Source organism: Chitinophaga agrisoli, assembly GCF_008386695.1.
GTDB lineage: Bacteria > Bacteroidota > Bacteroidia > Chitinophagales > Chitinophagaceae > Chitinophaga > Chitinophaga agrisoli.
In genome coordinates, this window is sequence record NZ_VUOC01000004.1 from 1,291,167 (window position 1) to 1,316,941 (window position 25,775).

Below are 25,775 nucleotides of genomic sequence, written 5' to 3' on the forward strand. Positions count from 1 at the left end.
CAAACGCATGAAACGAAAACTACTTTTCCTGGAACGGTTCATCTATGGGGATGGCAGCATACCCAAGAACGTCACCTTTACCATAAAGATCCGCGGCGCTTTTACCGGAGACGCACTGCGGAATGCCTTATCAAAAGTACAGGCTAAACACCCGGCGCTTACCGTAGGCGTGCAACCGGATCAACAGGGCATGCCCTGGTTCGTATCTCCGTTGCCGGTACCGGAAATACCGCTGCGCATCATGGAGCGCACGGCGGAAGACCAGTGGATGCGGGAGTCCGAAAAAGAATGCCAGCAGCCTTTTGATATGCAGAACGGGCCGCTGTTGCGTATGGTATGGTTACAATCCGGCGTGGTATCTGACCTGATCCTGGTATGCCATCACTGTATCTGTGATGGCGCTTCTATCGTGACCCTGTTCCGTGAAATACTGAATGTGCTGGACCAGCCGGACCTGGCCATTGGACAATACGAGACATTTAATACCGTGCATGAGCTGGTGCCGGAGCCGGTCCTGCAGGATAAAAAGCTACAGCGCAAAGGCAAAGTGATTGCCGCCCTGCTGCGGGTGTTCCTCTTCTTTGTGCCGGGTAAGAAACAGATTCCCTGGGGTAAGGACTATACCCTGCGCTGGAAGCTGGATAAAGCGGCCACTGCCGCACTGGTACGGCGCTGCAAAACACAGCATACCACCATGCATGCTGCCCTGTGCACAGCTTTCCTGAGCGCTTTCCGCGCAGTAAAAGGCAGCAAGGCTAAGAACCAGGTATTTTGCCCGGTAAACCTGCGGCGTTATATACCGGAGATAAAAGAAGATATGCTGTTTGGCTTTGCCACCAGCACCACCCTTTCCCTGGATAAAGACCCTGCGCTGGATTTTGATGCCCAGGTAAAGCGGCTGAATGAGCAGCTGTCTGAGAAGCTGTCCGGCCTTAAGGTGTATGAGGAGATCATGCTCAATGAGTATTATCACCCGGTGGTGAAAAAACTGTCGCAATACCTGGGCACGGCCAGGGGCAATAATGATCTTACTTTTTCCAATATGGGAAGGCTGGATATCCCTAAAAAGTATCACAGCTTTGAAGTGGAGACCATTCATAATCCCATATTGATCTTTAAATCTGCTAACCCGAACGGCATTATTACCAGCACCTTTGATGAGCAGCTGAACTTTTCGTTCCTCTCCAATGATGCGTATCTGTCCGGGGAAGAAGCCATGGCCATACGGGACAAGGCCATGGAATTACTTACAACTGTGATACCGGCGCAATCAAAGCCGCTAGTGGGGGTGAACAGCGAAGCGTAGCATAATACCTATACAGCTTTAGAGGCATAACATATGCCAGCTTTCTATTGGATTAAAAAAATCCTTTTTATCATGAATAGAAAGCTATTGTTTCTGGAGCGCTTCATTTATGGAGATGGTACCATCCCTAAAAACATCACATTCACCGTAAAAATGCGCGGAACAATTACCTGGAACAACCTACGTCAAGCGCTTGCCAAGGTGCAGGCCAAACACCCTGTGCTGGCTGCCGGCGTAGTGGAAGACGGCACAGGCGTTCCCTGGTTTGTAACGCCGGCGGCCGTTATGCCCGTTCCCATCCGCGTAGCCGAAAGGTATACGGATGATGACTGGCTGGCCGTATCCGAAGAAGAATGCGCACGGCCCTTTGATATGCGCAATGGCCCGCTGATGCGTTTTGTATGGCTGCGGGGCGCAAACATATCTGACCTGATGCTGGTATGCCATCACTGCATCTGCGATGGCGCATCTATCGTAACCGTTATGCGGGAGCTACTGTTGCTGCTGGATCAGCCAGACGCTGAGATTGGCAGTTATAACAGTTTTAACAGTATACGGGACGTGGTGCCGGTGGAGGTGTTGACAAACGCCGGCGTCCGCTTCCGTGGTAAGCTGGTAAGCCTGCTGCTGCGTATATTCCTGTTCTTTGCCGCTTCCGCCAAACCTATTAAATGGGGCCGGTCTTACTTCGTGCGCTGGCAATTAAGCCAGGAAGAAACGGCTATGCTGACAGAGCGTTGCCGGCAAGAGGAGGTAACGGTGCATGCCGCGTTGTGCGTGGTATTCCTCTGCGCCTTCCGGCAGGTAAAAGGGCATCAGGCCGGCCGTAAAGTGTTTTGCCCGGTAAACCTGCGGCGTTATATCCCGGCCATACAGCCGGATATGTTGCTGGGATTTGCCACCAGCACTACCCTTACCATGGATGCTAACCCCGAGCTGCCCTTATTTGAAAAGATCCGCCGGTTAAACGCACGCCTCACCAACCAGCTGGAGCATATGGATGTATATGGTAAACTAGCCACCTGCGAATACCAGCACCCGCTGGCCAACCGCCTGGAACGTTTTTTCAGCAATGCCAAAGGCAACCACGATCTCACGTTCTCCAACATGGGCCGGCTGGACATTCCCAAATATTATGATTTGTTTGAGGTAGACACGGTGCACAATCCCATCCTGATATTTAAATCCGCCAATCCCAATGGTATTATCGCCAGCACATTCAACGAACAGCTGAGCTTCTCCCTGCTGTCTAATGACGCGTATCTTCCGGAGGAAGAAGCCGTAGCCATTAAAGACGCCGCCATGGAGCTGCTGTTTAAAGAGCTGATGGAGCTGGCCGCCATACAGGCTGCCATTCAGGGATCATGAACTATCAAACACAACTAACAGATGAAAAGACAACTCATCATTGGTGAAAGGATCATGTACTGCGACGGTCAAACGCCGTTGAACAGCGCTTTTGTAGCCCGGATAAGGGGCGCTATCCCACCGGAGCAGTTACGGCATGCTTTAACGAAAGTGCAGGCCAAACATCCTTTGCTCAAAGCAGGCGTAGCGCCTGGTAAAAACGGGCGGCCTCATTTTATTACCAATGCGCAGATAACGGAAATACCGCTGCGTATAACCACGCGTAAAAGCGATGAAGACTGGCAGCAGGAGTCTGCTATGGAGTGGCGCACGCCATTTGATATGCAGAATGGCCCGCTGTGCAGGCTGGTATGGGTACGGGGCGCAGACATTTCCGAACTGATACTGGTTTGCCATCACTGCATCTGCGATGGCGCGTCCGTAGCCAGCCTGCTGCGCGAAGTGCTGATCTTAACAGATGAACCGGATACGGACCTGCCGCCTTATGAAAGCTTTGGCGATATTAAAGAACTGATACCCGCCCCCTACCTGCAGAATAAACAATTGATCTGGAAAGGCAGAAAATCTGCCGTGCTGTTATGGGGCGGCCTGGCTTTTTTGTTATGGCGTAAAAAAACGCCGTCCAAAGGCCAGGACTATATGGTACATTGGAAACTGGACAAAGATATTACCGCCGCTTTTGTAAAACGTTGTAAAACAGAAGGCGCCAGCGTGCATGCGGCGTTATGCGTAGCCTTCCTGCGGGCCTTTCAGCAGGTAAAAGGAACGGAGGCTAAAAACCGCGTGATCACGCCGGTGGATATACGCCGCTATATCACCAACTTGCAGCCGGACCACCTGTTTGCCTACGCCCCTACCGTAAACCTGTCGTTGAACACCGCAGCCCCCGTCACCGCCAAAAGCTTTTGGGTACAGGCCTACCAGGTAAAAGAAGACCTGCAGCAAAAAGTAGCGGAGCTGAATGTATTTATACAGCTTATGCTGGGCGAATACCTGCACGCCTCTGTGAAAAAGCTCTCAAAGCTCTTGCGCGTTACAGATGGCAATCATGATGTAACGTTATCGAATATGGGACGGTTAAATATTCCTGAAAACTTCCGCTCGTTTGAAGTAGAGACCATCATGAGCCCAACTGTAGCATTTCCCTGGCGAAACCCCAATACGCTGGTGACCACTACCTACAAAGGACAGATGGATTTCACCTTTACCTCTAATGAACATTTTTTACCGTATGAACAGGCCGTGGCCGTTAAAGAGGCCGCCATGGCATTGTTGGTAAAGGAAGCGGCAATGGTAGCGGTATTGTGAGCGTTAACATTCCCGTTAACGAATGATTATCTAATTCGTGTAAACTAAATACTAAATTAGAATTGACATTAAATGAATTTTCCTATTTCATCAGTGGGGCTGGATTTCAATCCGGCCCCGATCTTTTTTATACCTACACGCTCATTCACACAAAAAAAACATAACGTTAACTTCTGATTAGCTTCATTGTCTAGCCTACACGTTAATTTTAATGCGGGATTTTTTAATATCTTATTTTGAGGAATAAGGGATAACCCCGCTCTTCTGCGCGGGGTTTTTTATTTTGTATCTTGCCGCATGAACTATGCTGCCGGCTCGATAAGAATATTATTCATTACTGTTAGCTATCTATTCTGCTCCTGCACCTTCTGCCATGCCCAACAGCTGCTCAGGAAAACCGTGACCGTGAATGTAAAAAAGCAACCTTTGGTAAGGGTACTCAATGATATCAGCCAGCAAGGGCAATTCCATTTCTCGTATAGCAGTGACGCCGTGCGGAATGACAGCCTCGTCACCCTTTCTGCACAGCATAAGACCGTAAAACAAGTATTGGATATGTTGTTTGCCAACAGCCGGCAATACCGGGAGGTAAGCGACCATATCATTATCCAGGCGCCGGACCTGTCCCGTACCTATACCATAAGCGGTTATGTAAATGACCGGGAAACCGGTATGCGGATCACCAATGCCACGGTGTATGAAAAGCAGCAGTTCATCTCCACCCTTACTAATGATCAGGGATTTTTCCGGATAAAATTAAAAAGCACAGACCGGTATGCAGCCGCCATTACGGTAAGTAAAGATCTATACCGGGATACTACGCTTACCGTGCATGCGGGCTATGACCAGGAAATGGATGTTACCATCAAACCGGCGCCGCCAGTGATGCTGGCCCCGGTGAATATAGGGGTGGAAAAAACATGGTTAGGCCATTTCCTGCTCTCCTCCAGGCAGCGTATGCAGAGCCTGAACCTGAGCCGTTTCTTTGCAGATAAACCTTTTCAGTCTTCCATCGTGCCAGGCCTGGGCAGTCATGGCCGGTTGGATGGCCAGGTGATCAATAAAGTCTCCTTTAATCTGCTGGGTGGTTATGCCGCCGGTCTAAACGGCGTGGAAGTAGGCGGCATCTTCAACATTAATAAAAAAGATGTGGTGGGCGTGGAAACCGCCGGCGTATTTAACATGGTGGGCGGTAATGTAACAGGCGTGCAGCTGGCAGGGGTATATAATTCTGTGCTGGATGCTATCTCAGGCGGCGTACAGGCCGGCGGGGTATTGAACGTAGTAAAGGGCCGCACCAGGGGCGTACAGCTGGCAGGCGTATACAACCGCACCCGGGACACGTTACAGGGCATGCAGGCCGCCGGGGCTATCAACTCAACCAAAAAGATCATGGAAGGCGTGCAACTGGCCGGCGCGCTGAACCTGTCACGCGGTAAGGTACAGGGTTTCCAGGCGGCGGGCATGGGCAACGTTGGCCGGGATAGTGTGCAGGGCATGCAGATAGCCGGCTTGTTTAACTATGCCAAAACATTAAAGGGCATGCAGATCGGGATTGTGAACATTGCAGATACCTCCTCCGGGTACAGCCTGGGACTGATCAATATCATAAAAAAAGGCGGCCTGCACCAGCTGGCCATTTCAGCCAACGAGACCACGTTGTTGAATGTATCTGTTAAAACCGGCACTAAAAAACTATATGGCATCTTAACCGCCGGTATGAACCCGGTACCGGATAAAAAGACCGTTGTATTTGGTTATGGCCTGGGCAATGCCATTAGCTTCTCCAATAAACTGCTGCTTACTACAGAATTGACTTCACTAAATGTATACCTGGGCGACTGGGAGCACCTGCCATTGATGGTGCGCCTGCAGCCCGCCCTTAATTACCGGCTGGGTAAAATATGTACCTTGTTTGCCGGACCGGCAGTATCCATTTTTGCAGAGCAGGATACCCAGGCCAAGACGGGTTACAGAAGCAAGCTAACCAACAATATAGGCTGGAACGCCGGGATCAGCATTTTTTAGTTAATTTGGATATTATTCATTCAACCGTCTATATTTCTGCTTATGAGAAGAATCCTTTTTACTGCAGCAGCTGCGATGCTGTTGCCCATTTGCCTGTTTGCACAGGAGGAGCCGGTGGACCAGGCCATGATGCAAAAGATCAGGACTGAGGGCCTGGAACATTCACAGATCGCCGTTATTGCCCATTACCTCACAGATGTGAACGGGCCCAGGCTCACTAACTCACCCGGTTATAAAAATGCCGCCAAATGGGCCGCACAGACCATGCAGCAATGGGGCATCAAAAATACCGCCCTGGAGCCCTGGGGCGAGTTTGGCAAAAGCTGGAGCCTGGCGCAATCCTACCTGTCATTAAAAGCGCCGTATTTCCAACCTGTCATTGCCTATCCAAAAGCATGGTCCATTGGTACCAAGGGCGCTGTAACGGCTGATGTGATCATGCTGGATACGCTTTCCGAAGCGGCCATTGATCAGGCAGGCGCCGCCATTAAAGGTAAGATCGTGATCATACGCCCCCGGGATACCACCATTGTATCCGCCTTTAAGGCTTATGCCACCCGTTATACGGATACTACAGACCTGAATAAGCTGCCGGATATGTACATGGTGCATGGAAGCCTGAGCCAATACAAGGAATACTTCGAAAAGGTCTACGCTGTACGGCGATACCTGGCCGCCAAAGGCGCCGTAGCGCTGCTGAAAGCCAATCCCCATGGCAGGGACGGTACCTTGTTTGCAGACGGGGGGCAATATTATGCCAAAGGATATAACTCTCCCCTCCCGGAAATGATAGTAGGCACAGAAGAGCTGCTGCGTATGTACCGCCTTATCAACTCCGGGCATAGGGTACAGCTGGAAATGAATATCCAGAGCAAATCGGACTCTACTGATACCAAAGGTTATAACGTAGTGGGCGAAATTCCCGGCACAGATAAAGACCTGAAAAGCCAGCTGGTGATGATAGGCGGCCACCTGGATTCCTGGCACAGCGGCACCGGCGCTACGGATGATGGCGCAGGCTGTATTGTGATGATGGAGGTAATGCGCATCCTGAAAACGCTGGGCGTACAACCTAAACGTACGATCCGTATTGCTTTATGGGGCGGTGAAGAACAGGGCCTGCTAGGCTCTTTTGGCTACGTAAAAAAACATTACGGTAATCCTGCGGATATGCAGCTGAAACCGGAGCAAAAGAATGTATCTGCTTATTATAACCTGGATAACGGCTCCGGTAAGATCAGGGGTATCTTTATACAGGGCAACGAAGCGGTACGCCCTATCTTTAAAAGCTGGCTGGCGCCTTTTGCGGACCTGGGCGCTACCGGCATTACCAGCAGCAATACCGGCTCTACAGACCACCTTTCCTTTGATGCGGTAGGCATTCCGGGTTTCCAGTTCATACAGGACCCGCTGGAGTATGAGACCAGGACCCACCATAGCAATATGGATACCTACGATCACCTTTCTATGGACGATATGAAACAGGCGGCTACCATTATTGCCGCATTTGTATACAATACGGCGCAACGTGCGGAGATGATGCCGCGTAAGCCTTTACCAAAGCCAGAGCGCTTTGTGTTTGACCTGGATTTCCCGTTATAACTATCCGGTGATTGCAGTATCCGTGAGGCCGTATCAGACAACATGATACGGCCTCTTTTTATCCGGTTACCGCATTTATTTTTATTTTCTGAACAGCATTGCCGGATAATATCAATATCTGAATTAGTAAGAGCGTGTACAAAATCTAATCAAAAAAGCAGACATTTGATTACTTTATAATACCTATGTGCCCTTTTTATCCCAGACCTATTATCATATCCCTGATATGCCTGCTTTTATTTTCTACTGCCGAGGCGCAGATAACGGTGACTGCCAGCGCAGGCACCCCTGGCCCAATCACTTATACTACGCTGAAAGCATCATTTGATGCCATCAATGCGGGAACCCACCAGGGAAATATCATCATAACCATTGATGCCAGTACCACTGAACCAGCCGTAGCTATACTGGAAGGGAGCGGTACAGGAGCAGCCAGTTATTCGGGCATCCTGATTAAACCGGCGGCAGGCGCGACACCTGTAGTATCCGGCAATTTCACGAATAATAATCCGGTCATCCGCCTGCGCAACGCCAGCAATGTAACTATAGACGGCTCCAATAACGGTACTGCCAGCAAGGACCTTACACTCACTAATACCGGTGGCATACGATCATATGTTATCCAAATCGGCTCCAATATTGCTGCTGCACCGGCATCCGGCATAACCGTAAAGAATACCAATATCGTGAACGCCCCCCAGCTGTCCAACGCAGCAATAGCAATAGGCAACGGAAACATCTCAATAGGGTATTTCAAAAACATTGCTATACTGAACAATTCCATACGAAGAGCCGGGCAGGGCATTACCCTGTCTGCGGTGAGGACGGCCGGAAATGGGAGTGGCACCGTTATATCGGGGAATGAGCTGATTGCAACCGGCACTGAGTGCATCAGGAATTCGGGCATCATCTGTGATGGCGTAACCGGTATAACCATCAGCGATAATAAAATAGGCAATTTTGACAATATTGGTCAGGAGACGGATATCGCCATTTTCCTGACCAACGGAACTATTGATGCCACCGTATCCAACAACACGATCTCTAACATGTCATATACCGGACCTATAGGCACATTCGGACCTATAGGCATCCAGATTACACCTTACGTAACCGACTGTAATATCCGTGTTACCGATAATACGATCAGCGATCTTAGCACCAACGCAACCTTTATACCTACCGGCATTCAATTGATCGGCGCTACCGGCGCCACGATCGCCCGTAACCAGATCAGTAACATCGTGAACACTTATGCCGGAGGGTATAGTGCTGCGGGTATTTTAATGGATGCTTTATATAACGGCGACGATAACAGGGTATATAATAATTTCATCCGGAATGTTGCCGCTGTTGGCAAAGTTGGTTATACACTGTTAGATAATGCTTATGGCATCGCGGTGACCAGAGGTAGCTTTGACATCAATTTTAATACCGTCGTACTTACCTCTAATGCTACGACCGGCAGTGCCAGCCGTTCCTCAGCCATCCTGATCGGCGATAATGCGGGAGGCCCCATAAGCCTGCGCAACAACATCCTGGTCAACTTGCAAACGGATGGCAGCAACAATAAGGGCATAGCGCTGTCGAATGTATCACCGTCGGGATCGTATGTGTTCCGGGAAATAGACCATAACGATTATTACAGCGCATCCAATATCCTTTCCAGTGACGGCAACGATGCTACCCTGGCCGGTACGCTTACACAGTTGCAGGCGATGCTAGGCAGCAATGCCAACTCAAAGAGCCTGCTGCCCACGTTCGTATCTGCCACTGACCTGCACCTGGCCGCTACCGGGAACACTGGTATTGAGGACGCTGCTATCCCCCTGACCGGCATCACTGATGATATTGATAAAGAAACAAGGAGTACCGTCACGCCGGATATTGGCGCAGACGAACGCCTGTGTTTGCCACCGGTGATCAGTACGCCACCGGCGGCCAGCACTATTACAGTAGGCGATAATACTTCCTTTTCTGTAGCGGCTACAGGCGCCCCGGCGCTTTCATATCAATGGGAGGTGAATACAGGCAGCGGCTTTACCCCGCTTACGGATAATGCGCCCTATAGCAATACCACCACCCCTACCCTGAACATCACCAACGCAAATGCAGGCATGAACGGATACCATTACCGCTGCGTGGTAACAAATGCCTGTACACCTCCTGCCACCAGTACAGACGCTTTACTCACGGTAACAAAGATGGCGCAGCAAATAACGTTTCAAACGCAAACGCCGGGCAGTGTGATCACGGTTACCTATGGCGATCCGCCCATTAATGGCGCAGCTACCGCCTCATCCGGCCTACCGGTCAGCTACAGCAGCTCCGATAAACAGGTAGCCATTGTTGATGCAGCCGGTCAGGTGATCATCACAGGCGCAGGCGCTGCCGTAATCACAGTATCACAGGCCGGCGACAACCGTTATTTGCCTGCGGCAGATATCAGCATTACTATCACGGTCAATAAAAAAGATCTTTACCTTACCGCGGATGATAAAACACGGCCTTATGGAAGTCCTGATCCGGTGCTTACCATTACATACAGCGGTTTTGTAAATGGAGAAGATGCATCCCTTATTACGGCGCCTGCTATCGCTACTACCGCCACGCCTGCAAGCCTGCCGGGAACGTATGATATAACGTTGTCTGGTGGCGCTGCGGCCAATTATAACATTATTTTAACCAACGGCACGTTAACCATCACTGAAATTCCCGTGCAGATCCGGCAGGAGCCCGCTAACGGCAACGCCTGCAAGAACAGTCCTGCAACATTCTCCGTTACTGCCAGCGCCTTGTCCACCATACAATACCAGTGGCAGGAGAGCGCTGATAACCTGAATTGGCAAAATATCAATGGCGCTATCAGCAGCACTTATACGGCGCCCGGCAATGCTACCCGTTATCTACGTTGTGCGCTAACGGCTTCCGGCATGACAAGCTATTCCCGCGCGGCACAATTCACGGTATATGCATTACCGGATGTGCAGATCACCCGGTCAGACTATACTGATTGTACCAACAGCAGCGTACAGCTCCGGGCTTCCGGCGCCGTCGCCTATACGTGGTTACCGGCAGCCGGCCTTAGCGATGCGAATAGCGCCAGCCCGGTTGCATCGCCGTTAACCAGTACCGTTTATATGGTAGCTGGAACGGATGCCAATGGCTGCCAGGGCAAGGCAACAGTTGAAATAAAAGTTGGCCGGAACTACGAGATGGCCAACGCCTTTACGCCGGATGGAAATGGGACTAACGACTGCTTTGGCATACGCTCATGGGGACCATTGCTGAAGGTGAGCTTCAGTATCTATAACCGCTGGGGTGAGCGCATCTTCTGGTCTACCAACCCCAATGCCTGTTGGGATGGCCGTTACCAGGGCAAGAAACAGGAGGTTGGCACCTATATCTATTACATCACAGCGGTAACGGAATGCGGGGCCATAGAACGGAAGGGAACAGTTACATTAATACGGTAAACTCATATAAACACATGCAGAATTAATACGCCTATCAGGCCTACAACAGACACGATGGTTTCCATAATGGACCAGGAGCGGAATGTATCTTTCAGGGAAAGGTTAAAGTATTCTTTGAACAGCCAGAAACCGGCGTCATTTACATGTGAGAAGAACAGGCTGCCTGCGCCTATGGACAGTACCATCAGGCTGGGGTGTACATGCAGCTGTGTGGTCATGGGCGCCAGTATGCCGGCAGTGGTTAAACCAGCCACCGTAGCAGAGCCCAGGGCCAGGCGTATTACCGCGGCAATGAGCCAGCCCAGTACCAGGGGTTGTATATCCCAACCCTGCAATATGGCGGCGATCTGTGTACTTACGCCGCTGTCTACGAACATTTGTTTTAAGATGCCGGAGCCGCTAACGATCAGCAGTACCATGGCTACATCCTTTACGGCTTCGCCATAGATGTTCATGACCGCTTGCATGCTTTTGCCCATATTAATGCCCAGTGAAAAAGTAGCGATGATGATGGTGATGAGCATTACGATACCTGGCTCGCCCAGAAAGGTAAGCAAGGTCTTTAATGGCCCATCGCCCGGTATCGCAAATAAACAGGCGGTGGTCACGATCAGCATCAGCACCGGCAGCAGGGAGGAGATAAAACTATTAAACACACCCGGCAGCTGTGATTCCGGCAATGGTTCCGCCGCAAAACTTTGCAATGGCTTAGCGGCTATCTTCTTTAAAGTCTGGGAGAATAAGGGCCCGGCTATGATCACCGCCGGTATGGCCACCAGCACGCCCAGCATCAGCGTAACGCCCATATTGGCATGGAACTGCCCCACCAGGGCCGCGGGTGAAGGGTGCGGCGGTAAAAAGCCATGCGTAACAGATAACGAGGCTAACATAGGCAAGCCTATATATACCGCGGGCAGTTTATATTGATAAGCTACCGAAAAAATGAGCGGTATGATCAGCACAAAACCTACATTGTAAAACAGCGGGATGCCTATTACAAAACCAGTGAGCATTAACGCCAGCTGGATATATTTAACGCCAAACAGTTTCATGAGCACGGAGGAGATGCGTTGCGCCGCGCCGCTTTCCGCCACCAGTTTGCCCAGCATCGCCCCCAGTACGATCACCACCACCAGCGATCCCAATGTATCGCCAATGCCTTTGTATACAGATTGCGGGATGTTATTGAAGGGGATGCCCAGCGCCAGCCCGGTGCCAATGGATACCAGCAGGAACGCCAGGAAGGCGTTCACCTTACCCCAGGAGATCAGTAATATAAGCGCAACAATACAAAGGAAGATGATCAGTAGTGTCATAATACGAGTGCTGTTTTTAGTGCGAATCCCTGGTTACTTCGGAGCCTGATCCGCCAACCAGGAAATCAAAATCGGCGCCTTTATCCGCCTGTAATACATGGTTTACATACAGGCTTACATAACCCCTGTTCATAGGCTGGTTCATTTTTTGCCAGCGTTCCCGGCGTTCCTGCAGCACAGCCTCCGCCACATCCAGGTGCAGGCGGCGGCTGGCTACATCCAGCTCTATCTGGTCGCCGTTCTCTACCAGCGCCAGCGTGCCGCCAATGGCAGATTCCGGGGATACGTGCAGTACCACGGTGCCATAGGCGGTACCGCTCATACGGCCATCGGAGATACGCACCATGTCTGTTACGCCTTTGTCCAGCAATTTTTTGGGCAGGGCCATATTACCTACTTCCGGCATACCGGGATAACCTACCGGCCCTACATGTTTTAAGACCATTACACAGCTCTCGTCAATATCCAGCGCCGGATCATCTACCCGGGCATGATAGTCCTCAATGCTTTCAAATACAACCGCGCGGCCCCGGTGCTGCATAAGCCCCGGGGTAGCGGCTGAAGGTTTTATAACGCAGCCATTTTCTGCCAGGTTACCTTTTAATACGGCAATTCCCGCTTCTTTAATTAAGGGCTGCTCATAGGCATAGATCACATCGCGATTGTAACAGGTTATGTTATCCTGTATATTTTCTGCATGGCTTTTACCGGTAACGGTAATAACGTCCATATGCAGATGCTCTTTTAATTCATTAATGATCACCGGAAGGCCGCCCGCATAGTAGAAGTCCTCCATCAGGTATTTACCGGAGGGCATCAGGTTCAGCAACAGCGGCACATGGCTGCCCAGCTGGTCAAAATCGTCCAGGTTCAGCTCCACGCCCAAACGGCCGGCTATAGCAGTTAAATGTATAATGAAGTTGGTGGAACCGCCTACGGCGGCATTTACCTTGATCGCATTTTCAAAGGCCTGGCGCGTCAGGATCTTGGACATCTTCAGGTCTTCCTTTACCATTTCCACGATCCTCCTGCCGGAGAGATGGGCCAGTACTTTTTTGCGGGAGTCCACTGCCGGTATGGCCGCAGCGCCAGACAGGCTCATACCCAGGGACTCTACCATACAGGCCATCGTAGAGGCCGTGCCCATGGTCATACAGTGCCCTGCGCTCCTTGACATACAGCTTTCCGCAAACAGGTAATCCTTGGGCGTCATGTTGCCCTTTTTCATTTCATCCGCAAACTTCCAAACATGCGTGCCGGAGCCGATCTGCTCTCCCTGGAAACGGCCATTGAGCATAGGTCCGCCGGGTACCACAATGGTAGGCAGATCTACGCTGGCGGCGCCCATCATCGTAGAGGGTGTGGTCTTATCGCAGCCGGTCAGCAGCACTACCCCATCTACCGGATTGCCGCGGATGGACTCTTCCGCGTCCATACTGGCCAGGTTGCGGAATAACATGGCAGTGGGCTTTAGCAGGGTCTCGCCCAGGGACATGATGGGAAATTCTACGGGGAAACCGCCGGCTTCATATACGCCGCGTTTCACAACTTCAGCAATATCGCGGAGGTGGGCATTACAAGGTGTGAGCTCTGACCAGGTATTACAGATCCCGATCACAGGCCTGCCATCAAAGAGGTCTTCCGGGAAACCCTGGTTTTTCATCCAGCTCCGGTAAATGAACCCCATCTTATCTTTTTTACCAAACCAATTAGCGCTTCTGTACGTGGACATGCTTTTATTTTGACGTGTGAACAACAGGAGGTATGAACTTACAAAAGTTCATTCATTATTTCCAAAAAAATGTGAGGAAGCGCCGCCGGAATACCGTGTTATGGACCATGGGATTTTTTGCCTACATTAGCGCAGACCGCCGCCTGTGGCGTAAAAAGAAGTGACATATTTATGCTGAACGTTTATTTGCTGCGGCATGGGCAAACGCCGTATAATGCAGACGGTACCCGCTACTCCGGGGGATATACAGATATACCGCTGACAGAAAAAGGGATTGAGCAGGCTCACATTTCAAGGGAGCAGTTAAAGCACATCCAGCTGGACGCCGTTTATTCCTCACCGTTAATAAGGGCTTACCGCACCGCGGAGATAGCCAGCAATTACCAAACCGTTATTACAGATGAACGGTTGCGGGAGGCCAATTTTGGCGCCTGGGAAGGTAAAAGGCAGGAAGAGTTTGTGCCGGAGAATGAACAGCTCTGGGCCGACTGGAACCGCGACCCCGGCGTTACAAAAGCAGGCGGCACCGGCGAAACCGCTCTGCAGATCGTAGCACGGGTGAACGACTTCTTTGAATCCATCCGCCAGAAACATAACAGCGGCAATATATTGGTAGCCGGCCATAACGGCACCAACCGCTTTTACCTGTGCCACAAGCTGGATATGCCGTTAAAGCATTACCGCAAGATCGTACAGCTGAACGCCGCCATTACCATGTTCACCCTCGATGAGGAAGGCGGGCTTACGCTGCAGCTGCTGAACAGTAAATTATAAATGGTATCAATCGTTGTAATAGCTGCGGATCTTGCGTTCGTACATCTTTTCCGGTAGCAGCCGTTTCATGATCACCAGTAACTTTTCCAGCGGCCTGCCTACGCGGTAATACCGCTTTACATAAGGGCTGTTGATGATCTTTTCCACTACAGGGCCAAAGATCTCCGGCGCGGAGCCATGGTCTATGCTGGCGTCAATGGCTGCATAGATTTTGGTAAAGCTGTTCTTATAGGGAGAATCGTCCGGTACGGGTGTTTTAAGACGGTGCGCATTAATGCCGGTATGTACTGCGCCGGGCTGCAGGCAGCAGGCCTGAATGCCGTAGTCTCTGATCTCCAGCCGCAGGGCCTCTGTAAAACGGTCTACCGCTGCTTTGGTAGCGCTGTAAACGCCGCGGTAAGGCAATCCTACCTCCGATCCTATAGAGCTAATATTGATAATAAGCCCTTTGCCCTGTTTGCGCATATGGGGTAATACCGCCTTACAGACCCGTATCAGCCCAAATACATTGGTGTCAAACGTACGCTCCACATCCGGCAGGGACAGATGCTCTGTAACGCCGGCAATACTTAACCCGGCGTTATTGATCAGCACATCTATACGCTGCTGCTCCTGTAACACGGTATTAATGGCCTGCTGTATGCTTTCTTCGCTACGTACATCCATTTGCAGGGTGCGGAACTTACCGCCGGCCTGTATGCTGCGCGAGGTGCCGTATACGGTAAAGCCTTTGTCTGTTAGATAATTGGCGATGGTAGCGCCTAATCCGGCAGAGGCGCCGGTGATGAGTACTACTCCGGGCATATGGTGTTATCGGTTATTTTTATAAGTGTTATATTTTTCTACCAGCGTTTTAAAAATAGTCGCCAGTTCTTCCCAGCGCCCTTCTTCTATCAGCTGTTTCTGGAACAGCTGGCTGCCTAAACCCAGGCCTTTAGCCCCGGCATCCAGGAACTCCGTAAAATTATCCGGCGTTACGCCGCCGGTAGGCAGCAGCTGCAGGTATTCCATAGGCGCCATTACTTCCTTTATATACGCCGCGCCCAGTTTGGTGGCAGGGAATACCTTTACCATGGTAGCGCCCAGGTGCCAGGCCTTATAGATCTCTGAGGGCGAATAAGCGCCGGGGAATATGGGGATCTGCTCCTGCACGCAGGTTTTGATCACCTCTTCCTGCAGGATGGGCGTAACGATGAATTGGGCGCCGGCGGTCAGGGCTTTTTCCAGGTCCTGCGGCGTACAAACGGTGCCTGCGCCAATATTCATTTGCCCGTCAAATTCCTGCGCCAGGCGGGTAATGGTGGTAAAAGCCTCCGGCGAGTTGATGGTCACTTCCAGGGTAGTGAGCCCCGCCGCACAATAGTCCCGCGCCAGTACGGGCACCGTTAAGGGTGGTACGTTCCGGAGGATCCCTACAATAGGGATCCTGTCAAACAGTTCCCTGGAGAATTTATGTGGCATAACTAGGTTTTAAACGGTTCCATATTTTGTATTGTCCCCTCACCACGGCTTCCTCTATCCAGTTTGCGGGGAATACCACCGCAGCTGTATGGCCCAGGGCATACAGGGCAACGGTATACCGCTCCTGCAGGTGAGCGCCACCACAAAGGTAAGTGCTACCGGCGTCTGCCGGTAATAATTCCTTTAGTTCTGTGCCTATCAGCAGGCCGCTCAGGTAATCGAAGTTCTCCGTGCCGGACAAACGGCCAAATAGCTGGTTGGTCCTTACCTGGAAAATGGCGTTCAGCAAAGGATAACGGCCGGCGTCTGTTACCCCCTGCAGGTAGCTGGCCTCATGAAAAGCCCCCTCCTGCCCTGTTATGGCGCCCTTCAATATGCTATGCCTGCGTAACAGGTCAAACAGCTCACCGGTCATAAACGTCCGGAAATCCTTCACCTTATCCCCTTGTACCCAGATATGTTTGGAGTGTGTACCCGGGAAGATGAAATTACGGGGCCGGCTGGCATCCATATCTTCCGTGATACAACCTATCAACTGTGTTTCCTCTCCCCGCATCACATCCCGTTCACTACATACCCCGGAGATCAGTAATACCTCATGCGGAAAATCTGCGGTAGCGGGCAGCTGCTGCGTATATACCTGGTCACCATCTGTTGCAAAGGGTAGTTTACCGTAGGGCAGCTCCATCATACCGATGGAGGCAGAAGCCATGCCTGAAATGATCAGCGGTACCTGCTGCAATGATTGGCCGCTGCGTTGTGCCAGCGCCGTAATGGCCTCGCTGATCACCTGCAGGTAAAAAGCCGCCCTGCCGGCACGCTCTGGCGGGCCACCGGCTTCCCATGCCTGGAAGGTAGCGGCAATGCCCTGTGTGGAATGTTCGGCCGCCAGTGTGATCAGCTCCGGCGTTTGTATCAGTCTTAGCCTGAAGGAGGAGGTCCCCCAATCGCAGCTTAGGAAAAGTCCCATGGGGGAAAATTAGTAATTACTAATTACAAATTACTAATTGAATGCCGGGAAGGGGTAGAAACGTGATACCGGCAACACGTGCTACTTTGTAATTAGTAATTAACGGATACGTTTTACTTCGTAATTCGTAATTTGTAATTCAACCAAAATCGGCCCCTCATGAAGAAACATCTGCTTGTACTGTTATGGCTCATAGCTCCTGTGTTAGTATTTGCGCAGCTCAAAGAGCTGGACCAGCGTATAGCCGGCGTAAAAGATTCTGTTATCGCCTGGCGAAGATCCATCCACCAGCATCCGGAACTATCCAACCGGGAATATCATACCGCCGCCTTTGTAGCGGAGCATCTTAAAAAACTGGGACTGGAGGTACAGACCGGCATTGGTAAAACCGGCGTAGTCGGTATCTTAAAAGGCGGCAAACCCGGTCCGGTAGTGGCCCTGCGAGCTGATATGGATGCCCTGCCCGTATATGAAAGAGGCACATTAGCTTTTAAATCCACTGACTCTGCGGAATACCTGGGCCAGCGGGTGCCCGTGATGCATGCCTGCGGGCATGATTCCCATATCGCCATCCTGTTAGGCACGGCAGAAGTGCTGAGCAGCCTTAAAAAAGACGTACCGGGTACGGTAAAGTTCATTTTCCAGCCGGCAGAAGAAGGCCCGCCCGGTGAGGAAGAAGGCGGCGCTCCCCTGATGATCAAAGAAGGCGTAATGGACAATCCCAAAGTGGACGCCATTTTTGGCCTGCATATCAATTCACAGACGCCCATTGGTAAGATAAAATACAAATCCGGCGCGGAAATGGCCTCCAGCGACTGGTTCACGGTAACGGTTAAAGGCAAACAATCACATGGCTCGCAGCCCTGGAGCGGTATTGACCCGGTGGTAGTGGCGGCCCAGATCATACAGGGTTTCCAGACCATTGTAAGCCGCCAGGCGGAGCTTACCAAGGCCCCGGTAGTGATCACGGTAGGTAAGATCCACAGCGGCGTGCGCAGCAATATTATCCCGGAAGAGCTGGTGATGGAAGGCACCATCCGTACGCTGGACAGTAAAATGCAGCAACAGGTGCATGAACGTATGAAGCTGATGGCCACCAATATTGCAGCCGCCTCCGGCGCTACTGCCACCGTAAGTATTGATACCAAGACCAAGGTCACGTATAACGATCCCACCCTGGTAAAACGGATGGCCCCTTCCCTGGAAGCAGCCGCCGGTAAAGACAATGTATCAGAAACAGAATGGACCACCGGCGCAGAAGATTTCTCGTTCTTTGGCGATAAAGCCCCGGCATTCTTCTTTTTCCTGGGCGGCATGCCTGCGGGACAAGACCCCGCCAAGGCGGCAGCGCATCATACCCCGGATTTTTATATTGATGATGCTAAGCTGGATGTAGGCGTAAAAGCTTTCTGCCAGCTGGTATTTGATTATGGGAAGAAGGGATAAGCAAACAAAACGGGCTGACCAAAGCATCAAAGACTTTAGTCAGCCCGTTTAATATTTACATGTCAACTGCATAGCAGCCTACAAGCTAAAGGCTAATCACTAACAGCTGGCAGCTAGTTCTTCACCGGCTCTTTCACCGCCTGCCTGCCCAGCAGTTTCCATTCGCCGCCTTCTTTTGCCCATACCAGCATTACACGTAGGTGCACGGTACCGGGTTTACCGCTATCATTGGTATCCGCAGCCAGCTTATGCCGTACGATAGCGGTATTACCAACGATGGTAACGGTTTGTTCTGTGAGATCCATGGTTACGAAATCAGAATGGCCGCTTACGATCTGTTTTACAAAAGTAGCCTGGTCTTCCAGGTTACCACCAGAATGGCCGTAACTGAGGCGGGCGTCCGTAAGCTTTTCCAGCATGGCCTTGTCAGCGTCTACCATGGCTTTGCGCAGGTTCTCAACTGCCTGGGTCACGGCTTTTTCATCTTTGGATTGTGCATAGCTAACTTCCATCATTGAACAAATAACGAGGAATAATAAAAGACGTTTCATTTGGATATTTTTAATTAGTAATACTTTCATCTTATCATTTTGCCAGGTAGGCCGTCAGCACATCTTCCCGCATCTTATTCAGGTCCACAGCATCTGTATTGGCCAGCAGTATCAGCGTAATGTCTTTGTCCACCAGGTGCACCCAGTTGGAATGAAAGCCATACCCACCGCCCTGTCTTTCTGCAAACAGCGTATTCACACTCCCCAGCTTTTTAGGATATACCCAAAAGCCCAGGGAAACATCACCCAATTCCGGGTAGGCGGTCAGCATCAGGTCTACTGTTTCTTTTTTCAGGAGGGTATGATGAAAAATGGCCTGGTCAAATTTCAGCAGGTCCTCCGGGGTGGAGTACATAGCGCCTGCGGCGGACAGGTTATCGATATAATAATTGGTAGGCGTGTAAAACCGGTGGGTACAGGTATCGCAATACGCATAACCTTCCGCCATGCCTTTGATAATATCTTCATGATGCAGATAACCGGAATGCTCCATATGTAACGGTTGCAGGATCTTTTCACGCAGCACGGTCTCATAAGGCTGTCCGTACAGTTGCTCCAAGATCTTACCCAGGATAATAAAATCGCCATTGCTATAATTGAATTTGGTACCTGGCGTGTCCACCAGCTTACCAGAGCAGTATTTTGCAATAAAGGTATCGATAGACCGCAGATCGTTGCTGTAAACCTCCAGGAAATCCCGCATCTCCTGCAGGTCCCGGCCACTGCTGTAAGTAAGCAGGTTACGTATGCTTACCTTATGGGCTGCCTCACCCCGGTAGTCCGGCAGATAAGCGGATATGGTGGAGTCCAGGTTAACGCGGCCCTGCTCATACAGCTGCATGATCAGCGCAGCGGTAAAAGTTTTGGTAACAGAAAAGATATGGAAAATCGTCCTGGTGGAAAATGGTATATCTTCCCGGCGGTTGGCCATACCCGTATATTTCAGGTAATTTACCTTCCCATGATCAGCAATCAGTACCGCGCCATTAAAATCCTTCCGGATACAGGAATCCATTACCTGCGTCAATCTTTTTGATTGTGCAAAAGCAACCTGCGTTAACAACAGTAATAAGATAACGGGAAAGCAACGGTTTACGCGCATACTAAACTTTAAGGGTCTCTAAATTAGTTAAATAATTTAATTCTATCCGGCTATTTTAAGCTCCCCGCTCCCTATGGCCAGCCGGGATTTAACTTTTTGCTTACCGCAAAAAAGGCTAATTTTGTAGTAATTACTCTAAAACTATAGTATGGGACGGCCACAGGCATTTAATGAAGACGAAGTGATAGATAAGGCATTGGACGTATTCTGGGAAAAAGGTTTCCTGGGCGCCTCCACCAGGGACCTTATAGACGCTACCGGCATCAGCAACGGCAGTTTTTTTAACAGCTTTGGCGATAAGAAACAGTTGTACCTGAAATGCCTGCAAAAGTATAACAAGGTCTATGTATCCTCCCTGGAGCACCTGCTGGGCTCCAACCTCCCCTTTAAGGAAAAGATCCGGAAAACCCTGCAGGCCGCGTCCCGGAAAACGGTGGGCAAAGACCTGTATAGCGGCTGTTTCCTGTACAATACCCTTATCGATAAAGGCGTGGACGATGTTAACATCACGGAGACCTCCCGGGAGATCAATGCCCGTATGGACCAGGCATTTATCAACGCCGTGGAGCTGGCCAAAAAGAATAAAGAACTGCTCCCTGCTGTAAAAGTGACCCCATTTGCCCAATACCTCTCCAATGTGGCGGGCGGCATTCGTATACTGGTCCTCCATAACCCGTCAGAAGCCCATATAAACAATGTGATCCAGCAAACGCTGGCATTCCTGCCCCTTCGCGAAGAAGAATAAGCGCAAAAATTTATTTTGGAGCAATCAATCCAAATACTACCTTTGTACTGTTATGGAGCAAATGATCTAAAACATGGGGCCCAATTTTGGAGCAATTAATCCACAACTAATATCTCTTAAACGACGCTTATTAAACGTTACTAAAAAATATTGTCATGAATATTGAAAATAAAACAGCATTGATCACCGGCGGTGGTTCCGGTATAGGCTTAGCCATTGCAACGGCATTTGCCGCCAAAGGCGCACGTATCATATTAACCGGCAGGAATGAAGCTAAATTAAAAGATGCGGTAGCCACGCTGAGCAATGCTTCTTATATAGTGGCAGATGTAGCCAATGCTACAGACGTTGCACGCCTGGTACAACGGGTAAAAGAGCTTTACGGCAAACTGGATATACTGGTGAATAACGCCGGTATATCTAACGGTCAGCTGCCGGATAGCGCTACCATTTATGAACTGGGTAAAGAAGAAATGGATATCAACTTTTTGTCCATCCTGCGCCTGAACCAGCTGTTCCTGCCCCTGTTAAAAGAAAGCGGAGACGCCGCCATCGTCAATATCCAGTCTGTGCTCTCTTATGTGCCCAGCCTTATCAGCGTTACCTATAGTGCTACCAAGGCAGCCCTACATTCCTATTCCCAGTCATTACGGCTGTTCCTGGAACAGCAGGGCCACGCCATTAAAGTATTTGAAGTATTTCCTCCTTTAACAGAAACCGCCATGGCTAAAAGGATAGACGCAGCGAAGCTGACGCCGGAAGAAATAGGCAACGATGTAGCAGCAGGCGTAGAGAGCGATACATTCGCCATCCGGAGCGGTATCACAAAGGATGTGTATAAAGCGGTATTACAATCCCCGGAAACTGCTTTACTGGCCATAAATGGCATGTTGGATGCAAAAGCTGCCAGCTAAGCCTGGCCGGTCTGTAACTGCGCGCCAGCAGCTGCACTACCTGCAATGGTAATAGGTTGCCATTGCAGGTAGGTTAGCGAACGATAGCGTGTCCTATGGCGTTTCCCGCTCTTCCAGGTGCTGCATGATCTCCTCCCGATGCAGCCAGGGTGTGCGCATTTTCTTTTGTGATAATAGTTCCAGCTGGTCGCCCACGTGTTTATTTCCCGGCTGTGAGGCGTTGCCATAACTGAGCAGCACCTGCGCTTTTAATGGCTTGCTGAAATCCACCACGGCTACATAACTGTCACCACCCTCGGCGGTGTATTTGTTATCCTTGCCTTTATTGTAATCTATCACGCGGAAAATGCCATAACTACCGGAGCCACCATTGGCCGGGTAGTTCTTATCCTTTATTACAAACCGGTGTATTTCGCCCCAGGGAATATCTATACGGCCATATTGCTTTTGCAACTCGCTGGCGGCGGCCGCCAGCAGTTTTACGGCGCCGGCGGGGTCCTTGAGGCCCGCAGGCGTAGTGTATGGCTGGTCAGGGGCCCAGGGGGTGCGGTAATTATTCCATCCTAATTTATCAAACCAGCGGGTAAAGAGCATGGCGCCCTTGCTGTCTGCATCCGCGGTACGGTCCCATTGTTGTAATACCGCTGCCGCACGGGTAGCCAGGGTATCAGGGTATTGGGCCACAGCAGCCAGCAGCTCATCCAGGAAACGGTCTGCCGCTTCCATACGTGTGCTGTATTTATAGGCCACCAGCTCATCAAAGGTGATGGAACTATCGTTGGCGATCATATGTACGGCACGCTGGGGGCGCAGGAGCATCCGGCGGGAGGCCATATAGGGCGGAAACTTAGCAGGGTCCAGTATAGCCGGGTAGGTATTGGTCCAGGGCGGGTCATTGGCATTTTGTAAGAAGCCGGTAGCCGGGTTCAATAGTTTTGGAAGATCCTCGTAAGGGTGTGTTTGCTGCCAAATGTATTTTGACTGGCTGCCATCTACCTTATGCTGCCAGAAATCCCAGTCCCCTTCTTTACGTACCGGCACATTGCCCGCAAAGAGGTAGGCAATATTCCTGGCGTCATCCGCATATAATACGTTAAACATGGGCAGCTGCATCATCTTCAAAGCTGCCTCAAATTCCGCCCAGTTCTTTGCGGCGCCCATCTGGTGCCACTGGTAGATCATCTGGGGGCGGTCGTGCATACCTGCAATACGCACGGCGTAGCGGTGCACGCTATCCGGCCCCATTACAGGCCCCTGTTTGCTATATTGCAGGGGAACCGTTTCTTCTTTCAGGGTACCATTCTCCTGTTTTACTTTCAGCTTTACCGGGCGGATGGTATAGGGTGTTGATACCCCATCCAGCAGGTAATGGTCTTTGCCGGATTGTTTCAGCGTATACACATCGGCGCCGTCAATAGTATTAACGGTATGCGTCCAGCCCAGGTGTTCATTAAAGGCAATGGCCAGGGTGGGCATGCCTATCAGTGTTACGCCATAGGCATTATAATCCGGCGCATTAAGGTGCGCCTCAAAGAAGAGATAGAGGTCCACCCAGGGCAGGTGCGGGTTGGCCAGCAACATGGCGTTACCATCCGCGGAACGGGAGGGGCCAATAGCATAGGCATTAGAGCCGCGTTGTTTCGGCGGTTCCAGCGCCAGGTCTATATCATCTATAGCCAGGAACTGGATATAAAGCACCCGTAGCGCGTGGGCCATGATATCCGGTCCGGTAACGGGCAATATTTGTTTAAACTCCGGCCCAATAGCTTCCGGGTGCGCTTTGGCATAGGCGTTTACGCCGCTCACAAAAGCATCCAGACAGGACTTAAAGGCGGCAGGCTGCTGCGCGTATTGCGTTTCTGCCAGCGCAGGGATCTCCAACAGGTGAATGATCTGATCAAAGAAAAGATGGCGCGCTCCCCAATACTCCGCGGCGCGGCCCCTGGCCTGCCCGTATAGCTGCAGCACCAGGTTGGCATGGTTATGCATCTGGGCCCAGCCCATGCCGTAATACATATCAGCATCGGTTTTACCATACACATGAGGCACACCGTAGGTATCCCAAAGTATCTCTGTTTTAGGTGATTGGGCGGAGGCAGTGCAGGCGCCCATTATCAGCAGGAGGGGTAAGATCCATTGCTTGCAGGAAAACATAGGTATTATCTTTTACAGATGATAATATACTACATTTCCCTAAGATAATGGGGCGGCTTATTTATTTTTTCGTGGAGGCCTGGCCGTTACATAGCCATTGAACATGATAGGCTGCCGGTTATTGCTCGTCACGTTCAGCGTGCCATACCCGTCTTCTGAGATCATAAAAGAGAGCTGGCGCACATCATTGGCGTCTTTAGGCGAAAGCAGGATGGTCCAGCCGCCTTTTTTCCCGGGCGTTACTTTATAGTCAAATTGCCGGGAGGTGAATTGTATGCCGCCCTGGGTAGGATCCAGCGGAGCTGTATAAGCGCGGCCAAAATACGGCAAGTAACTGATCACAGAGTCCTTGGCAACTTTTACGTCGTAATCGCTGGTCAGCTGCCGGCTGCGGCCACCCATGGGCAATGCCATCTGTGCTTTGAATACGTACTCCTGTGCGGCTATCAGGTCCTTTATAACGGGTTTTTTATTGTCCTGGGCAGATAAGGGGCCATAACAAAGAATGGCCAGTAACAAACATAGCATTCCGTTCATTTGCTTTCTCATAACACTGTTCTTTTTATAAATTTACGCTAACTTTCTAATATGCGGACCGTCATCCTATTACTCGTAGCAACCCTGCTGTGCCGTATTCCTGTCAGCGCACAGCAAATGGATTCCATCCCTTCGGCACATGGTTATCTGTATTATCATATTTACGGCGCTGGTACGCCTGTTATTATGCTGACCGGCGGTCCGGGCAACTCCTACCTGCAGCAGGAAGAAGTGGCCATTACCCTTGGCAGCGTGTATAAAGGCATATTACTGGAGCAACGCGGCACCGGGCGCTCCATTCCTACCCCGTTTGACTCTACCACTATTAACCTTCATAACGCTATTGAAGATGTGAAATTGTTGCTGGATCATCTGCATGTGCCCAAGGCCATCATTTACGGGCATTCCTGGGGCGGTATGCTGGCGATGTGTTTTGCCGCCACCTATCCAGGCAGGGTAAAGGCATTAGTGCTGGCGTCTCCCGGTTATTACCGCATAGGCAATGATATATTTGCCGTCCATATAGCCAACCAGCGCGCACGCTACGGTCTGGCGGAGCTGGACCAGCTGGATAGCCTGCAGGCCCGCATGACCGGGAAACGGGCCAATGCCGCAGATACTATGAATGCGGACCGCCTTAACCGGCTTACCTATATCTATGACAAACGCCTGCTGGATAGTATGCTCAAAAAGATCAATGCCGGCCCCCATTACGCCCAAATGCGGATCCTGATGATCAATGACCTGTTCCGCGTGCATTATGACCTGCGCAGCTACCCCCTGCTTGCCCGCTACAAAGGCCCCCTCCACATTATTTCCGGCAGCCAGGACGCGCTGGCATTTTATACCTATGAGCTAAAGATCATCCACCCCGCTGCCCAGCTACATTGGATCCAGGAAAGCGGCCATTTTCCTATGTTTGAGCAGGCAAAAGCGTTTAACGACAGCCTGTTTACCGTGCTTAAACAGGTACAATAAGTTTTAC

The 25,775-nt window shown here is 50.8% G+C and carries 20 protein-coding genes; 11 read left to right on the forward strand and 9 right to left on the reverse strand.

All coding sequences use genetic code 11. The features are described from left to right. Positions 1 to 7: 7 nt before the first annotated feature. The 6 genes from F0L74_RS24185 (at position 8) to F0L74_RS24210 (ending at position 11,088) form a co-directional block, all read left to right on the forward strand. Entirely contained in the window at positions 8 to 1,306 is a 1,299-nt protein-coding gene (locus tag F0L74_RS24185) for a condensation domain-containing protein (protein WP_149840486.1), read from the forward strand. A gap of 72 nt (positions 1,307 to 1,378) precedes the next feature. Continuing rightward, positions 1,379 to 2,674, forward strand: a complete 1,296-nt coding sequence (locus F0L74_RS24190; RefSeq protein ID WP_188316139.1) for a condensation domain-containing protein — start codon at positions 1,379 to 1,381, stop codon at positions 2,672 to 2,674. A 21-nt stretch (positions 2,675 to 2,695) separates the two neighbouring features. Continuing rightward, positions 2,696 to 3,982 carry a condensation domain-containing protein gene (locus F0L74_RS24195; protein ID WP_149840488.1) on the forward strand — a complete coding sequence of 429 codons (1,287 nt, stop codon included), beginning with the start codon at positions 2,696 to 2,698 and terminating at the stop codon, positions 3,980 to 3,982. 405 nt (positions 3,983 to 4,387) lie between these two features. Continuing rightward, positions 4,388 to 6,010: an STN and carboxypeptidase regulatory-like domain-containing protein gene (locus tag F0L74_RS24200; protein WP_149840489.1), complete on the forward strand. Its 1,623-nt coding sequence runs from the start codon at positions 4,388 to 4,390 to the stop codon at positions 6,008 to 6,010. A 42-nt stretch (positions 6,011 to 6,052) separates the two neighbouring features. Further along, the gene (locus tag F0L74_RS24205; RefSeq protein ID WP_149840490.1) at positions 6,053 to 7,612 is read left to right on the forward strand and encodes a M20/M25/M40 family metallo-hydrolase; all 1,560 of its coding nucleotides are present in this window, start codon (positions 6,053 to 6,055) and stop codon (positions 7,610 to 7,612) included. A gap of 185 nt (positions 7,613 to 7,797) precedes the next feature. Further along, positions 7,798 to 11,088 (forward strand): MBG domain-containing protein, encoded by a 3,291-nt coding sequence (locus F0L74_RS24210; RefSeq protein WP_149840491.1) that lies wholly within the window; start codon positions 7,798 to 7,800, stop codon positions 11,086 to 11,088. A 2-nt stretch (positions 11,089 to 11,090) separates the two neighbouring features. On the opposite strand, the gene F0L74_RS24215 is transcribed toward F0L74_RS24210, so the two are convergent. After that, positions 11,091 to 12,404 carry a gluconate:H+ symporter gene (locus F0L74_RS24215; protein ID WP_149840492.1) on the reverse strand — a complete coding sequence of 438 codons (1,314 nt, stop codon included), beginning with the start codon at positions 12,402 to 12,404 and terminating at the stop codon, positions 11,091 to 11,093. A 16-nt stretch (positions 12,405 to 12,420) separates the two neighbouring features. Further along, on the reverse strand, positions 12,421 to 14,136 hold the full coding sequence (locus F0L74_RS24220; protein WP_149840493.1) for an IlvD/Edd family dehydratase: 1,716 nt from the start codon (positions 14,134 to 14,136) through the stop codon (positions 12,421 to 12,423). Between the two features lie 171 nt (positions 14,137 to 14,307). On the opposite strand from F0L74_RS24220, the gene F0L74_RS24225 reads away from it, so the two are divergent. Continuing rightward, positions 14,308 to 14,910, forward strand: a complete 603-nt coding sequence (locus F0L74_RS24225) for a histidine phosphatase family protein (protein ID WP_149840494.1) — start codon at positions 14,308 to 14,310, stop codon at positions 14,908 to 14,910. Positions 14,911 to 14,916: 6 nt separating this feature from the next. Here F0L74_RS24225 and F0L74_RS24230 read toward each other — a convergent pair whose 3' ends face one another. Genes F0L74_RS24230 through F0L74_RS24240 form a run of 3 tightly spaced genes read right to left on the reverse strand, consistent with a single transcriptional unit; the run spans position 14,917 to position 17,341 of the window. Beyond that, positions 14,917 to 15,714 carry an SDR family oxidoreductase gene (locus tag F0L74_RS24230; protein WP_149840495.1) on the reverse strand — a complete coding sequence of 266 codons (798 nt, stop codon included), beginning with the start codon at positions 15,712 to 15,714 and terminating at the stop codon, positions 14,917 to 14,919. 6 nt (positions 15,715 to 15,720) lie between these two features. Then, positions 15,721 to 16,371, reverse strand: a complete 651-nt coding sequence (locus tag F0L74_RS24235; RefSeq protein ID WP_149840496.1) for a bifunctional 4-hydroxy-2-oxoglutarate aldolase/2-dehydro-3-deoxy-phosphogluconate aldolase — start codon at positions 16,369 to 16,371, stop codon at positions 15,721 to 15,723. Beyond that, positions 16,361 to 17,341: a 2-dehydro-3-deoxygalactonokinase gene (locus F0L74_RS24240; protein WP_149840497.1), complete on the reverse strand. Its 981-nt coding sequence runs from the start codon at positions 17,339 to 17,341 to the stop codon at positions 16,361 to 16,363. Before F0L74_RS24240 ends, F0L74_RS24235 begins: the two co-directional genes overlap by 11 nt. 159 nt (positions 17,342 to 17,500) lie before the next feature. Here F0L74_RS24240 and F0L74_RS24245 point away from each other — a divergent pair, with 159 nt between their 5' ends. Continuing rightward, positions 17,501 to 18,787: an amidohydrolase gene (locus F0L74_RS24245; protein ID WP_149840498.1), complete on the forward strand. Its 1,287-nt coding sequence runs from the start codon at positions 17,501 to 17,503 to the stop codon at positions 18,785 to 18,787. A 113-nt stretch (positions 18,788 to 18,900) separates the two neighbouring features. On the opposite strand, the gene F0L74_RS24250 is transcribed toward F0L74_RS24245, so the two are convergent. Then, entirely contained in the window at positions 18,901 to 19,338 is a 438-nt protein-coding gene (locus F0L74_RS24250; RefSeq protein WP_149840499.1) for a nuclear transport factor 2 family protein, read from the reverse strand. 34 nt (positions 19,339 to 19,372) lie between these two features. Beyond that, a complete protein-coding gene (locus F0L74_RS24255) occupies positions 19,373 to 20,353 on the reverse strand; it encodes a serine hydrolase domain-containing protein (RefSeq protein WP_213087067.1) in 981 nt (326 codons plus the stop codon). Between the two features lie 235 nt (positions 20,354 to 20,588). Between F0L74_RS24255 and F0L74_RS24260 the strand changes: the two genes are divergently transcribed. Both F0L74_RS24260 and F0L74_RS24265 read left to right on the forward strand, forming a co-directional pair. Next, the gene (locus F0L74_RS24260; protein ID WP_149840501.1) at positions 20,589 to 21,185 is read left to right on the forward strand and encodes a TetR/AcrR family transcriptional regulator; all 597 of its coding nucleotides are present in this window, start codon (positions 20,589 to 20,591) and stop codon (positions 21,183 to 21,185) included. 155 nt (positions 21,186 to 21,340) lie between these two features. Beyond that, entirely contained in the window at positions 21,341 to 22,099 is a 759-nt protein-coding gene (locus F0L74_RS24265; protein ID WP_149840502.1) for an SDR family oxidoreductase, read from the forward strand. Between the two features lie 93 nt (positions 22,100 to 22,192). On the opposite strand, the gene F0L74_RS24270 is transcribed toward F0L74_RS24265, so the two are convergent. Both F0L74_RS24270 and F0L74_RS24275 read right to left on the reverse strand, forming a co-directional pair. Then, the gene (locus F0L74_RS24270; RefSeq protein WP_149840503.1) at positions 22,193 to 24,253 is read right to left on the reverse strand and encodes an acylase; all 2,061 of its coding nucleotides are present in this window, start codon (positions 24,251 to 24,253) and stop codon (positions 22,193 to 22,195) included. A gap of 57 nt (positions 24,254 to 24,310) precedes the next feature. Continuing rightward, entirely contained in the window at positions 24,311 to 24,802 is a 492-nt protein-coding gene (locus tag F0L74_RS24275; RefSeq protein ID WP_149840504.1) for a DUF4251 domain-containing protein, read from the reverse strand. A 39-nt stretch (positions 24,803 to 24,841) separates the two neighbouring features. Here F0L74_RS24275 and F0L74_RS24280 point away from each other — a divergent pair, with 39 nt between their 5' ends. Beyond that, on the forward strand, positions 24,842 to 25,768 hold the full coding sequence (locus tag F0L74_RS24280) for an alpha/beta fold hydrolase (RefSeq protein WP_149840505.1): 927 nt from the start codon (positions 24,842 to 24,844) through the stop codon (positions 25,766 to 25,768). The last annotated feature ends 7 nt before the right edge of the window (positions 25,769 to 25,775 follow it).